This is a genomic window from Curtobacterium sp. MCLR17_042 (assembly GCF_003234695.1).
GTDB lineage: Bacteria > Actinomycetota > Actinomycetes > Actinomycetales > Microbacteriaceae > Curtobacterium > Curtobacterium flaccumfaciens.
Genome location: NZ_QKTD01000025.1, coordinates 1 through 13,182 on the forward strand (window position 1 = coordinate 1; position 13,182 = coordinate 13,182).

At 72.2% G+C, this 13,182-nt stretch carries 14 protein-coding genes; 4 read left to right on the forward strand and 10 right to left on the reverse strand.

What is annotated here, in order from left to right:
- Window positions 1-573: 573 nt before the first annotated feature.
- The 3 genes from rlmN to DEJ02_RS17490 all read right to left on the reverse strand — a co-directional run bounded on the left by rlmN (window position 574) and on the right by DEJ02_RS17490 (window position 3,785).
- On the reverse strand, window positions 574-1,806 hold the full coding sequence (gene rlmN, locus DEJ02_RS17480; protein WP_071406079.1) for a 23S rRNA (adenine(2503)-C(2))-methyltransferase RlmN: 1,233 nt from the start codon (window positions 1,804-1,806) through the stop codon (window positions 574-576).
- Window positions 1,807-1,899: 93 nt separating this feature from the next.
- Entirely contained in the window at window positions 1,900-2,853 is a 954-nt protein-coding gene (locus DEJ02_RS17485; RefSeq protein WP_111033975.1) for a C40 family peptidase, read from the reverse strand.
- Between the two features lie 182 nt (window positions 2,854-3,035).
- A complete protein-coding gene (locus DEJ02_RS17490) occupies window positions 3,036-3,785 on the reverse strand; it encodes a pyridoxamine 5'-phosphate oxidase family protein (protein WP_111033976.1) in 750 nt (249 codons plus the stop codon).
- Between the two features lie 21 nt (window positions 3,786-3,806).
- On the opposite strand from DEJ02_RS17490, the gene DEJ02_RS17495 reads away from it, so the two are divergent.
- Window positions 3,807-5,243, forward strand: coding sequence for a PLP-dependent aminotransferase family protein (locus DEJ02_RS17495; RefSeq protein WP_111033977.1), 1,437 nt, complete (start codon window positions 3,807-3,809; stop codon window positions 5,241-5,243).
- A gap of 9 nt (window positions 5,244-5,252) precedes the next feature.
- Here DEJ02_RS17495 and DEJ02_RS17500 read toward each other — a convergent pair whose 3' ends face one another.
- Window positions 5,253-5,768 carry a hypothetical protein gene (locus DEJ02_RS17500; protein ID WP_111033978.1) on the reverse strand — a complete coding sequence of 172 codons (516 nt, stop codon included), beginning with the start codon at window positions 5,766-5,768 and terminating at the stop codon, window positions 5,253-5,255.
- Between the two features lie 85 nt (window positions 5,769-5,853).
- The gene (locus tag DEJ02_RS17505; protein WP_071406076.1) at window positions 5,854-6,048 is read right to left on the reverse strand and encodes a hypothetical protein; all 195 of its coding nucleotides are present in this window, start codon (window positions 6,046-6,048) and stop codon (window positions 5,854-5,856) included.
- 122 nt (window positions 6,049-6,170) lie between these two features.
- On the opposite strand from DEJ02_RS17505, the gene DEJ02_RS17510 reads away from it, so the two are divergent.
- Together DEJ02_RS17510 and DEJ02_RS17515 are read left to right on the forward strand one after the other, a co-directional pair.
- Window positions 6,171-6,521 carry a GntR family transcriptional regulator gene (locus DEJ02_RS17510; protein ID WP_111024843.1) on the forward strand — a complete coding sequence of 117 codons (351 nt, stop codon included), beginning with the start codon at window positions 6,171-6,173 and terminating at the stop codon, window positions 6,519-6,521.
- Complete coding sequence (locus tag DEJ02_RS17515; protein WP_258378776.1) at window positions 6,518-7,474, forward strand: DUF1648 domain-containing protein; 957 nt, start codon at window positions 6,518-6,520, stop codon at window positions 7,472-7,474. The genes DEJ02_RS17510 and DEJ02_RS17515 overlap by 4 nt, the downstream gene beginning before the upstream one ends.
- A 176-nt stretch (window positions 7,475-7,650) precedes the next feature.
- On the opposite strand, the gene DEJ02_RS17520 is transcribed toward DEJ02_RS17515, so the two are convergent.
- Window positions 7,651-8,412, reverse strand: coding sequence for an SDR family NAD(P)-dependent oxidoreductase (locus DEJ02_RS17520; protein ID WP_111033980.1), 762 nt, complete (start codon window positions 8,410-8,412; stop codon window positions 7,651-7,653).
- Between the two features lie 80 nt (window positions 8,413-8,492).
- Here DEJ02_RS17520 and DEJ02_RS17525 point away from each other — a divergent pair, with 80 nt between their 5' ends.
- The gene (locus tag DEJ02_RS17525) at window positions 8,493-10,088 is read left to right on the forward strand and encodes a hypothetical protein (protein ID WP_111033981.1); all 1,596 of its coding nucleotides are present in this window, start codon (window positions 8,493-8,495) and stop codon (window positions 10,086-10,088) included.
- Between the two features lie 32 nt (window positions 10,089-10,120).
- On the opposite strand, the gene DEJ02_RS17530 is transcribed toward DEJ02_RS17525, so the two are convergent.
- Genes DEJ02_RS17530 through DEJ02_RS17545 form a run of 4 tightly spaced genes read right to left on the reverse strand, consistent with a single transcriptional unit; the run spans window position 10,121 to window position 13,177 of the window.
- Complete coding sequence (locus DEJ02_RS17530; RefSeq protein ID WP_111031039.1) at window positions 10,121-11,038, reverse strand: phosphogluconate dehydrogenase C-terminal domain-containing protein; 918 nt, start codon at window positions 11,036-11,038, stop codon at window positions 10,121-10,123.
- Window positions 11,035-11,880: a sugar phosphate isomerase/epimerase gene (locus DEJ02_RS17535; protein ID WP_111033982.1), complete on the reverse strand. Its 846-nt coding sequence runs from the start codon at window positions 11,878-11,880 to the stop codon at window positions 11,035-11,037. The genes DEJ02_RS17530 and DEJ02_RS17535 overlap by 4 nt, the downstream gene beginning before the upstream one ends.
- Window positions 11,877-12,692 carry a triose-phosphate isomerase family protein gene (locus DEJ02_RS17540; protein WP_111033983.1) on the reverse strand — a complete coding sequence of 272 codons (816 nt, stop codon included), beginning with the start codon at window positions 12,690-12,692 and terminating at the stop codon, window positions 11,877-11,879. Before DEJ02_RS17540 ends, DEJ02_RS17535 begins: the two co-directional genes overlap by 4 nt.
- The gene (locus DEJ02_RS17545) at window positions 12,692-13,177 is read right to left on the reverse strand and encodes a ribose-5-phosphate isomerase (RefSeq protein WP_071406070.1); all 486 of its coding nucleotides are present in this window, start codon (window positions 13,175-13,177) and stop codon (window positions 12,692-12,694) included. The genes DEJ02_RS17540 and DEJ02_RS17545 overlap by 1 nt, the downstream gene beginning before the upstream one ends.
- Window positions 13,178-13,182 lie beyond the last annotated feature (5 nt).

The window sequence follows — 13,182 nt, forward strand, 5'->3', positions numbered from 1 at the left end:
TCAAACTCTCCGTAAAAAAATACAGACCCAACACCCGAAGGCATCAGACCGAGTTGATTCTGACTGTTGACTGTCTACTGACAATCTTCAATCCAAAAGGAATTGCTTCATGACCCAGTCAGCAAGCCGACCAGGCACGAGGTCAATCAATAAATTGGCATTGACAATGTGCACGCTGTTGAGTTCTCAAGGACCAGGCGCACTCCCCGCTCGACCCATCACAGGTTCCGCCAGAGAGGCATTCGTCTTGTTCCACCGTCAGACACGTCGAATTGCTTCGACTTCTTCGGGGGATGTTGCCTGAGCGGGACCCCGTCCGGACTGCGCATCCAGGGCTTGCACCCTGTGACCGTCTCGGCCGTTCCGTTCTCCGCCTCAGCGGCAACGAGTGATTACTTTACACAGGCCCTGGGGGCCCTGCCAACCGTCGTCCCTCCCGGGCGTGTCGCTGTCGGGTGAACGGCACGTGTCCCCCGGGTTTCCGGGCATCGACGAGGTGGGCGCGCCCCCGGGAACGACGGAAGGCACGGTGCGAACTCGCACCGTGCCTCCCGGACGAACGACCGGACCGGCCTACTCGGCCGCTGCCAACTGCCCGCACGCCCCGTCGATCTCCTTGCCGCGGGTGTCGCGCAGGGTCGTCGGGATGCCGGCGGCGTTGAGTCGGCGGACGAACTCGTCCTGCACGTGCACCTCGGACGAGGTCCACACCGAGCCCGGCGTCGGGTTGAGCGGGATCGGGTTGACGTGCACCCAGCCCTTGCCGCGCTTGTTGAGCTTCTCGGCGAGCAGGTCGGCTCGCCAGGCGTGGTCGTTCATGTCCTTGATGAGCGCGTACTCGATCGAGACACGACGGCCCGTCTTCACGTAGTAGTTGTGGGCGGCGTCGATCGCCTCGTCGGCCTTCCAGCGCGAGTTCACCGGGATGAGCTCGTCGCGGAGCTCGTCGTCAGGTGCGTGCAGGGACAGCGCGAAGGTGAGCGGGATCCCTTCGTCCGCGAGCTTGAGCATCGCCGGCACCAGGCCGACGGTCGACACCGTGATGCCGCGGGCACTCATGCCGAGACCGTTCGGCTGCGGCGCGACCATCAACCGCACGGCGTCCATCACCCGCTTGTAGTTCGCGAGCGGCTCCCCCATGCCCATGAACACGATGTTCGTCACGCGCTCGGCGTCGACGCGGTCGTTGCCGCCCTTGCGGGGATCGCCCCCGAGCTCACCGGCGGCGATCGCGGCGTTGGCCCGGACGATCTGCTCGATGATCTCGGCGGTCGACATGTTGCGGGTCAGCCCCGCCTGGCCGGTGGCGCAGAACGGGCAGTTCATGCCGCATCCGGCCTGGGACGAGACGCACAGGGTGATGCGGCCCGGGTAGCGCATGAGGACCGACTCGACCAGGGCGCCGTCGTGCAGCTTCCAGAGGAACTTGATCGTGTCGCCGTTGTCCGTCGCCAGCCGCCGGGTCTCGGTGAGGAGCGGCGGGAGCATCCCGGCGACGAGCTGCTCCCGCTGGGCGGCGGGCAGGTCGGTCATCTTGGCCGGGTCGGACGTGTAGTGCTGGAAGTAGTGGGTCGCGAGCTGCTTGGCGCGGAACCCGGGCAGGCCGAGTTCCTTCACGCGGGCCTCGCGTTCCTCGGCCGTCAGGTCGGCCAGGTGCACGGGCGGCTTGCCACGCTTCGGGGATGCGAACTGCAGGAGCGGGCGACCGTCGGTGTCGGTGGCCTGCTTCCAGCCCTCGGTGCGCGGGCGCACCTGCGGACGAGCAGACTGCTGCTGTTCGAACGGGGTGCGGGTGTCGGAAGCCATCACTCCAGGATACGGGAGGCCCGTGATCGGTGGGGACGCCCCGTCCGGGTGGTCCGGCTGGTCACAACCACGGCCGCACCACGGCTGGTCGGGTCAGCTGCCGGCGGGCAGGACGCGCGCGAAGTGGTGGGCCGCCGAGTACATCGGGACGATGTCGACGACCTCGCCCGGGTGCGGTGCCTGCAGCACGAGTCCCTGGCCGAGGTACAGGCCGACGTGGTCCTCGTCGTCGTACACGACGAGGTCGCCCGGCAGCGCCTCGGACTCGGGGATCGTGGTGGCGACGGCGTCCTGCGTCGGGACGTAGTGCACGAGCTGGATCCCCACCGCCTGGTAGGCGACCATCGTGAGCCCGGAGCAGTCGATGCCCTCGTGGCTCGCGCCGCCCTCGACGTACGGGTCCCCCATGTACTGCAGGGCGGTCTGCACGATCGTGGCCCGGTCGCCGCCGGCCGAGAGTGCGGCGGACAACGCGGACTGTGCCTGCGCGGTGGTCACCCCGAAGCGGAGGTCGAGCGTCGGGTACGACACGATCGTCGTCGTCGTGGTCATGCCGTCGGTGGAGACCACGGGGACCTGGACGTCGTGCGCCACCGTGAAGGTCTGGGCGGCCTGCGCCGTGGTCGTGCCCGAGCGGGTGTCCGCGGGCAGGGTGTCGGCGTTCGCGGGCAGGGCGAGCGTCAGGCTCGAGGTCACTGCGATCGCGGGGGCGAGCAGGATCGCGGCACGCTTCGCGTTCGCGGAACGACGGATGTGCCGCGGGTCGACGGCACGCTCGGCGCGCAGGGTGGCGGTCCGGCTCAGCACCGCATGGCCGGCAGACGATGCGACGGGGGCGGGACGCGGCTGCATCCGCACGGTCCGGGCCGGCTTCGGGTGCTCGACGAAGGTGGAGCGGGCGGCCGCGGGACCGAGGGCCGAGCGGCGACCACGGGGACGGGACTGCTGCGTGTCCGGCGTCAGCGGCGCGGGGTCGACCGCGGGGTGCGTGTGCGTTCGCGCGGGCTGACGGTCGTCGGCTGCTGCAGGCAGGGTGTGGCGTCCCATGGGTCCTTCCGGGTCGGGACCACTCGGCGGTCCGGAAAGTAACGTATTGGTCACGACGGTGCTCGCAGCTGGGCAGCGCCGGAGTGTTCCTGCAGCTGGTCACAGGAACGAGCACCGCTCGCAGGCCACTCCGACGGCGCGCACGGGCGTTCCGGAGCCGGCCCGCGGCGGTGGACCCGGGCTCAGACCGGCGTGACCCGCATGACGGCGGCGATCCGGGCCTCCCGGTCGGCCGCCAGGCGGTCGAGGCGAGCCGACAGCGCGACGACCGACGCGTCCACCGGGCTGTCCCCCGAGATGTCCCCCGGGATCGGGACACCGGCGCGGACCGCGAGTGGCAGGACGCCCGCCCAGACGGTGTGGTCCTCGCCGTCGGCCGGGTCCTCGCCGACGCCATGGGCGCGGACCTTGACGCTCGCGCGGTCGAGGGGCAGCTGGAGGACCTGGGTGGCGCGGACCTCCTTCGCGGTCATCTCACGCACCTCGGCTCGGCGGCCCGGCATGAGGTGGTCGGCCACCTGCCAGAGGGCTTCGGCGCGGAGGTCGGTCGGCACCACGGTCGCGCGCCCGGCGATCATCGCGCTGCGGTAGTTCGCCGAGCTGTCGTTGGTGGAGCGTGCGAAGACGAGGCCGTCCAGGTGGGTGACGGTGGCGGCGACCGGGACACCCTCGGCCCCGGCGTCGAGGAACAGACCGCCGCCGGTCGAGCCGTGCAGCAGCAGGACGGGACCGTCCCCGAGGTCCCCGACGGCGCAGAGGAACGGCAGGACGACGGGGTGGCCGCCGCGGACGATGCCGACGTGGGCGAGGTGGGCCTCGGCGAGGATCGCGCGCAGGACGGCGGGGTCGTCGAGTTGGCGGCCGCGCAGGCGGCGGACGCGGAGCGAGGGGACGTCGGCGGTCGGTTCTGGTTCCGGGCTCGAGGTGGGCATGTCGTCACGCTAGGGTCACGAGTGGTCCGGTGCCTGGACCAGATCGGGGCGATCACGGTGGACCAGTCGAGCAAGGTGACCGAGGTGGTGGCACGGGTGCGCGGGATGGTGCACGACGGCACCCTGCGCGAAGGCGATCCGCTGCCGTCGACGCGGGCGCTGGCAGCGGAGCTCGGGGTGGCCCGGGGCACCGTCGTCGCGGCGTACGAACAGCTCGACGGCGAGGGGTACCTGCGGACGCGGCACGGTGCCCTCGCCCGGGTCGCGGCGAGTGTGACGGTGGACGCGGGCATGACGCCGGCTTCGGTCGGCGCCCGCTCCCCCGATCCGGACGCTCCGGCCCTGACGTCCTCGCTCATCGACTGCCGTCCGGGCATCCCCGCCGTCACCGCCATCCCGCAGCGGGACTGGCGGGCAGCCTGGCACGCAGCGGCGTCGGCCCCGCTCCGGAACGCGATCGCGGAATCCCTCGGCTCCCCCGACCTGCGCGCACAGGTCGTCGCCCAGCTCAGCCTGACCCGCGGTTTCACGACGTCGGTCGACCGGGTGCTCGTGACCGCGGGGACCTCGGAGGCGCTGTCGCTCGTCACCGAGGCGCTGCGGGGGCTGCTGGGTCGCGCTCCCGTCGTCGCCGTCGAGGACCCCGGCTACCGCACCGGACACCGTGCGGTCACGAGCGCGGGCGGGTCCCTGGTGGGCGTCCCGGTCGGCGAGGACGGCCTCGACCTCGACGCGCTCGAAGCCGCAGGACCGGTCGACGCCGTCCTGGTCACCCCGACGCACCAGTACCCGCTCGGGTCGGTGATGCCCGTCGCCCGGCGCCGGCGGCTGCTCAGCTGGGCCGCCACCACCGGCACCGTGGTGGTCGAGGACGACTACGACTCCGAGTTCCGGCACCGCGGCGCGCCCGTGCCCGCGCTGGCCGCGCTCGACGCCGAGGGCGTGGTGCTGCACGTCGGCGGGTTCTCGAAGACGCTCGACCCCCGGCTGCGGTGTGCCTACCTCGTGCTGCCGACGACTGCAGCGGCGGTTTCCCCGGTGACGGACGCGGTGCTCGCCGCTCGTCGGGCGCGTGGCGCGGTCGTCGCCGAACCGGTGCAGGCCGCGCTCGTGCACCTGCTACGGACGGGCGCGCTGCGACGACACCTCGGTCGGGTCCGGCGGGACTACACACACCGCCGGGCGCGGATCGCGACTCGGCTCGGCGACGTCGCCGGCCTGGAGGCCCGTGCCCTGAACGGCGGACTGCACGCGGTGGTCACGTGGTCGGTTCCCAGCACCGGGGCGGAGATCGCACGCCGGCTGGCGGACGCCGGGGTGTTCGTGGCGTCGCTCGAGGAGTACGGGCTCGCGCCCGGCAGCACGCCGCCGGGCATCGTGTTCGGCTACGGCGCCGTGACGATGCCGGAGCTCGACCGCGCGCTCGACGCGCTGGTGACGGCGGTCACGGGAGCCTGATCCGGGTCGTCAGCCGCCGTACTGGGCGGTGCCCACGACGTTCGACCCGGCCCGCTGACACGCGGTGTTCAGGGTGCGGCCGACGAGTTCCCACTCGGGGGTCATCTCGAGCGCCGGCCCGGACTTCGGTGCGGGGTGCGCGTCGAGGTACTCGTGGGCGTAGTCGATCGCGTCGTCGAGCTCCTCGTCGCTGCTCGACAGGTGCTCGTAGCCGAAGCGTTCCGCAGCGATCAGTGCCTGGTACTGCGCCTCGGAGAGGTCGCCCTGGCTGCGGCCGACCGTCGCGTTCAGCGAGATCGTCGTCAGCGCACTGATCTGGCCGCAGATCGCCGCAGCACTCCGGTCCTCTTCCATCGGGTCCGTCGCACCGCGCACGGGCTGGGCGTCCGAGGTCTCCGAGGTCGGCTTCGGGGTCGACGTCGACCGCGCCGCCGCGTCAGCGCCGGCCGAGCAACCGGCGAGCGAGCCGGACACGAGGACCGCGCTCACGACGACGAGGGGCAGTGCGTACCGGAAGGAGACCATGGACGACATCGTGGCAGCGCGGTCCTGCCGTTCGCGTCGTCGTGTCCCGATCGAGACCTCGTCGAGACCGGATCGTGAGCTTGCGTCAGCGGGAGTCGGCGGTGCCGTTCTTCCGGGCGTTCACGAGGTCGGCGAGGGACGGCTCTCCGGCGTCGCCGGGCAGTGCGTGTCCGCGGCGGGCGGCCTTGCGGACCTGTCGGTAGGTGGTGACGTGCAGGGGGTCCACACCGTCGGCGGACTCGTAGTTCGACGGGGCGGTGGTGGTGGGTGATTCGGTCATCGAGACGGACGGTACGCGTGCCGGGAGCCGCGGAACCACGTGCTGCGTTCCGCGGCCAAACTGGTTCCGAACGGGTAGACCAGCCCTGGTGCGATGCCGGATTGTTCGCATAGAATGCGAACATGTTGATCACCGTCGACCCGCAGGCGCGAGCGACCCTGGCAGAGCAGGTCGCCACCCAGATCCGCCATGCGATCGCCCGCGGCGAGCTCCGGAACGGCGAGCGGCTGCCCGCTGCGCGGGACCTCGCCGCCTCGGTCGACGTCAACATGCACACCGTCCTGCGCGCCTACGCGCTGCTGCAAGACGACGGACTGATCGAGTTGCGGCGCGGCCGCGGTGCGACGGTCCTGCGATCGGGCAACGCCTCGTTCGACCGGTTGCGCACGCTCGTCGACGAGCTGCGTGACCAGGCGGACACCCTGGGTGTCTCGCTCGACGACCTGTTCACGATGATCAAGGGGGCACGATGACGACTCGACCGATGACCACGGGCACACGGCTGGCCGTGACGGCACCAGGGCTCCTGGTCGCGGTGGGACTGGTGCTCACCGCGGTCCTCGCGGCCTCCACCATGCCCGCGCGGATCGCGATCCACTTCCGGACGGACGGCACCGCCGACGGCTGGGGATCACCGTGGACGGCCTTCTGGGTCACCCTGGCGGTGGCACTGGTGGCCGTCGTACTCGCGTTCTCCGCGCTGCGCTGGCGCGACAGGCGGACGGCAGCCACGGTGCTGCTCGTCGCGAACCTGCTGGCCGGGACCCTCGGCACGGCCTGGGTCGTGCTCGCGTGGACGAACACGGCCGGCGACGGCACCCTGTCCCCCTGGTGGACGGTCCCGTTCCTGCTCGTCGCCGTGGTGGTCGCCGCCGTCCCCGTGCTCGCACTGTTCCGGGTCGCTGCACCCGTGCCGGCCCACGAGGTCGCTCCCCTGGCGGTCGGGCCCGACACCCGCGTCGCCTGGCGCGCACGCGTCGGCAGCCGGTGGTTCGCGGTGCTCGGGGCGGTCGTCGTGGTCCTCGGCGTCGGCACCGCCGTCTGGACGGCATCGGCCGGGGTGACGACGGCGGTCGTCTCCGGCCTGGCGATGGTGCTCGCGGGGCTCGCTGTGCTGGTGCTGGCGCGGGTGGAGCTCACCGTCGACCGTCGCGGCATGCGGCTCACGTCCACCTGGACGAGGATCCCCCTCATGCGCGTCCCGCTGGACCGCATCGAGTCGTGCGGCTGGGAGCAGGTGTCCCCGGGTCAGTGGGGCGGCTGGGGCTACCGCATCTCGGGCCGCGGTCTCGCCTACGTCGTGCGGTCCGGGCCGGGGTTGGTCGCGCGGCTCCGCGGCGGGCAGGCGCGGGTGGTGACCGTGCCCGACGCTGCGGGCGGTGCTGCGGCCCTGGGCGCGCTGCTCGCCGGGCGCGAGACGGCCTGACGGAGCCGCAACGGGCCTCCAGGGCGGTGTGGCGGGTTCGGCGGCGGGCGGGACCTGTCCGCGGAAGCGACAGACCTCGTCATCGCTGCAACGACTGTCCCGTCAGGGCGACAGTGTGCCGCGAACGTTCGGTGGAACACTGTCGCTTTCGCAGGACGGGCGGGCCGTGCGCCGGGTCAGAGGCTCGTCATGCCGCCGTCGACGCGGAACTCCGCACCGGTGGCGTAGGACGACTCCGGGCTGGCCAGGTAGACCATGATCCCGGTGACGTCGTCGGGGGTGCCCGGGCGACCGAGCGGGGTGCGGGCGACGATCGCGGCTCGGGCCTCGGGGTCACCGGAGATCGCCGACACGAGGCCGGTCTCGGTGTAGCCCGGCACGACCGTGTTCACCCGGATGCCGTCCCGCGCGTAGGCCATCGCAGTCGCCCGGACGAGTGCGTGGATGCCGCCCTTGGTCGAGGAGTACGCCGCGAAGTCGGCGCCCTCGCCGTTCAGGCCGGTGGGCGACCCGGTGGCGATGACCGACCCGCCGGTGCCGCTCGCGAGCATCGCCCGGACGGCGTGCTTGATCGTCAGGAACGTGCCGGTGAGGTTGACCGCGACCGTGCGGTCCCAGGTCTCGAGCGACAGGTCGGCGACCTTCGCGTCGTGGCCGAACAGCTGCACACCGGCGTTCGCGACCACCACGTCGGGGGTCGCACCACGCTCGGCCAGGTCGGCGAACCCTGCGGCCACGCTCGCCTCGTCGGCGATGTCCATCGTCAGGCCGATCGCGGCCGGGCCGGCTGCGGCGGCGGAACCGGCGGCCGCTTCGGCGTCGCGGTCGGCGTAGACGACGGAGGCCCCCTCGGCCACGAAGCGGTCGGCGATCGCGCGGCCGATGCCGGACCCCGCTCCCGTGACGAGTGCGGTCCGGCCGTCGAGTCGTGCGGTCATGTGGGACTCCGTCCTCGGAGCAGCGCTGCTCCGTCACACCCATCATTGCCCAACCGGTTGACCGGTGCTAGGCATGCACCATGACTGCGACGTCGATCGACGAGATCGTGTCCGTCGGGCCCTGGCGTCTGGCACTGCGCGGAGCCGAACTCGCCGACGTCGCGTTCCGGGGCACGCTCGTCCTGCGCGCCGTCCGGTTCGTCGTCCGCGACCACGACTGGCGCACCGCCGACGACACGGTGCTGACACGGACGGTGGACGGCGACGACGCGCGCATCCGCCTCCAGACCAGCGCACGGTACGACGGCGTCGAGGTCGTGCGCACCGTCCTCGAGGTCACGCTCGACGACGACACCCTGCGGGTCGCCGCGGTCGGGACCGTCACGAAGGCCTTTCGCCGCAACCGCGTCGGGCTCGTCGTCCTGCACCCGCCGACCCTGGCCGGGCAGCCGCTCACGGTGCGGCATCCGTCCGGTGACGCCACCGCGACCGCGTTCCCGTTCTGGATCGCGCCGCACCAGCCGGCCGTCGACGTCGCCGGGCTCGACTGGTCGGTGGGCGCGACCGCGCTGTCGCTCGACCTGACCGGCGACGTGTTCGAGACCGAGGACCAGCGGAACTGGACCGACGCCTCGTTCAAGACCTACTCGACGCCGCTCGCCGAGCCGTTCCCGGTCGCGATCACGCCGGGGACGACGGTCCGGCAGGGGCTCGCCCTGCGTGCGACGGCGGTCGATCCGGCAGGTGGTCCGGGCACCTGGTCGGGAGGCGCGGCCTCCTCCGCCCCGGACCTCGCGGCGCTCGACGGGCCGGCTCCCGGTGCCGCGGTCACGCCGCCGCCGACGCTCCAGCTCCTCGCCGGTTCGGCACCGGTCGCTGCGCGCCCGGACGACGCCGACCTGCTCCGCGGGTTCCCGATCCTGGTCGAACCGGTCCTCGGGGCCCCGAACGTCGAGGCGGTGCTCGCCTCGGCCCGGCGTGACGCGGGTGGCGCTCCCCTGGACGTCCGTTTCGTCACCGACGACCCGGCACTGCTGCGCGCGGCGATCGACGCGGTGCTCGCGGGCGGGCCGGTGGCTCGCGTCGGGGCGTTCGACCCGGTGTCACACCTGACGACGCCGGCGCTGCAACGGGCACTGGGCGAAGCGGTGGCAGCGGTCGGCGCGCTGGAGGTCGTCGCCGGTACCCGGGCCCACTTCACCGAGCTGAACCGCTCGATCGCGGTGTTCGCGGGCTGGGACGGCCCCCTGACCTGCAGCGTGACGCCGCAGATGCACGACCGGTCGCCCGAACAGGTGACCGAGTCGATCCGGATGCAGCGCTGGGTGGTGAGCAGTGCCTCCAGGCTGGCCGCCGGCAGGGCGCTGCACGTCGGACCGGTGACGCTGCGGCCACGGTTCAACGCGGTGGCGACGGCGCCGACTCGGGTCGTGACGGACGCGACCGTCGAGCACGGGTACGGGCCGGAGACCGTTCCGGACGCGACCGACCCGGCGCAGCACACGCCGGCCGCCGAGCGGTGGTTCGCCGACGCGGTGCGGGCGCTGACGGTGCCGGGCGTGGCCTCGATCACGCTGGCGGAGGCGTGGGGGCCGCGCGGGTTCGTGGCCACCGACGGCACGGGGAACGCCCCGCCGGAAGGGGGTCGGCGGGGCGTTCCGGTCCGGGCGCGCTGACGGGTCGGCGCGGTGGTCGGTGGCGGTCCGGCTCAGCGCCGGACTGCGTCGATCTTGAGCATCTTCGCGATGACCGAGTCGAGTTCGCTGTCATCGAAGACCTGCTTCCAGTCCTCCTTGATGAGCTTCTCGCGGCCGTAGCCCATCGCGATGTGGCAGGCGTCGGAGAACGGGTTCGAGCCGCGCAGGCCGTTCGTCAGCGCGATCCAGGTGTGGCCGTAGAGCATGGCGCGGGCGGCCTCGCGGGGCACGCCGACACCGGTAACCGTTTCTTCGAGGGCGTCGTTGAGGAAGTCGCCGATCATGCAGGCGATCGTCTCGACCAGGGTCGGCTCGAGCACGGCCAGCTGCTTCACCGTGACCCAGTGCACCTGGATGACCGGGGCGTACATCGTGGTGATGACGGCCTCGGCGACGGCCTTGGCGCGGTCGCCCTCGTCGCCGAGCGACTCCGAGGCGTCGAAGGCCGCGATGACCTCCTGCGGGGCGGCGATGCCACCGAAGGTGTCGTCCCACTCGGCCTTGGTGGTGCGCTCGAGGAACACCGACGGGTGGCACGGGTGCGCCACGGCGTAGTGGATGTCCTCGCGCTTGGCGAGCAGACCGGCGTAGGCGGCGGCCGGGTCGAGCGTCAGGATGCTGGCGCCCGACTTCATGACGGGGACGAGCTGCTCCGAGATGGTGCCGAGCAGGACGTCCGGGACGGCGAGGATGACGACGTCGGCGGCCTTCGCGGCGTCGAGGCTGTCGGTGATCTCGCGGCCGAGGGCCTGGATGCGCTCCTGGCCGGCGGGCGAGGCCTCGCTGTACAGGGTCGTGTACTCGCTCTTCGCGAAGTTGTTCGAGACGCGGGTGCCCATCTTGCCGCCGGCACCGATCACGGCGACGGTGACGTCGGCCGTGCCGGATCCGGCAGCGACGGTGTGGGTGGTGGTGACGGTGTCGGTCATGATTCCTTGCTCCTGATGTACTCGATGGTGTGTTCGGTCCACGCCGCTTCGATGCGGGTGGTGGTCTGTGCGGGGGTCTCCCCCGGCAGGGGTTCGGCGCCGGCGTGCTCGTCCTGCCACGGCAGCCAGAACTCGATGACGCGGTTGATCCCCCGTGTGTCCGGCTCGACCGCGGCACGGACGGCGTCGTGGTCGAGGACCCCGGTGCCGATCGGGACGCCGGTGTACTGGAACCCGACCCAGCCCGGTGAGCGGGTGAAGGCGGAGTCCTTGACGTGCCAGTTGACGACGTGCGGGGCGGTCATCGCGACGACGTCGGCCGGGTGTTCGAGTCGGGCGACGGTGTTCGCCGGGTCGAGGCAGATGCCGAGGTGGTCGGAGCCGATCGCCCGGACGACCGCGACGAGGTCGGCGGTGGCGACGACCTCGTAGGTCTCCAGTGCGAGGGTCACGCCCGCACGCTCGTAGGCGGGGAGCGCCTGCCGCAGGCGTCGTTCGGTCTCGGCCGCGTCGGGCTGGTCGTCGCCGCTCGTCCACATGCTGCGCACGAGGGTCGCGCCGAGCTGCTGCGCGACGTGCAGGTACCGGGCGAGGTGCTCCGGCCGGGTGCCGCGGGTGCCGACCTCGAGCGTGAGACCGAGGGCGGCTGCCAAGGACCGGATCGAGGCCAGGCGCTCGTCGGTCGCGGTGTCGAGCGGCAGGTGGTCGCAGATCTGGAACAGGTCGACGCCGTCGTGCGAGGCGGCGTCGTGCAGGGCGTCGTCGAGGGACATCGGCGACGGGACGCGGTCGGACATGCGCCAGAAGTAGGCGTAGGTGGAGAGGCCGAGCAGGGAGGTCATGCCGGTGCTCCGTCCTGCGTCGCGGCCAGCGCCTCGGCTTCGTCGAGGATCGTGCGGATCGCCTCGGGGTCGTGGGCGAAGCGGCCGAGGAACAGGCCGCCGATGCGTCCGGCACCGCGGGTCAGCAGGCCCGGACCGGCACTGCCGCCGTAGATCGCGACGGCCCCGGCGAGCTCCGGCCGGGTCGCCAGGTGCTGCTCGATGCCGGCCAGGACCGCGACGATGTGCTCGTCGGGCGCGGGCTGCGGAGCACCGATCGCCCACACCGGTTCGTACGCGGCGATGAGCGGTCCGGCGAGGCCGTCGGCGGTCGCGGTGGCGGTGAAGCGGTCGAGCTGCGCGGTGACCTCGGCGATCGCGGCCGCGGGGTCGCCGTCGGCGGCGCGCTCGGTCTCGCCGATGCAGACCAGGGGCCGCAGGTGGTTGCGGAAGGCGGCGTGCACCTTGCCGGCGATCTCGTCGTCCGTCTCGTGGAAGAGTTCGCGTCGCTCGGCGTGTGCGATCTCGACGAGGTCGACCCCGATCTCACGGAGCTCCGCACCGGAGACCTCGCCGGTGAAGGCGCCGCTGTCCGCCCACGCCAGGTCCTGGGCTCCGAGCGTCACGGGGGCGTCCCCGATCACCGCACGGACCGGGACGAGCGACGGGAACGTCGGCACCACGAAGAGCTCGACCGCGCCGGACCGCACCGCCGGGTGGCTCCGGGCGATGTCGGCCACGGCGGCCGCCCACTCGAGCGTCCGGGCGTGGCTGAAGTACATCTTGAGCGACACCCCGATCGTCACCGGGGCGGCCGCCGTGGTCGCAGGCATCAGGCGTCGGTCCCGACCGGGGCGGAGCCGTCGTAGGCACAGATCGCGTTGACCTTCTCGGCGCTCGCGCTCGTCTGGTCGAAGGTGTAGCCGAGCCACTCCTTCGCCATCCGGCGCGCGACCTCGACCCCGACGACGCGCTGGCCCATGCAGAGCACCTGGGCGTCGTTCGACAGGATCGAGCGCTCCACCGAGAACGAGTCGTGCGCGGTCACGGCGCGGATGCCGGGGACCTTGTTCGCCGCGATCGCGACGCCGAGGCCGGTGCCGCAGATCAGGATCGCGCGGTCGGCCTCGCCGTTCGCCACCAGACGGGCGGCGTCGACGGCGACGTGCGGGTAGGCGGTGTGACCGTCGGCGTCCACGCCCACGTCGACGACCGAGGCCACGCGGGGGTCCTTCGCCAGATCGGCCTTGATGACCTCCTTGTAGTCGAAGCCGGCGTCGTCCGAACCGACGACGATGCGGAACTGCTGCTCACTCATGCGGG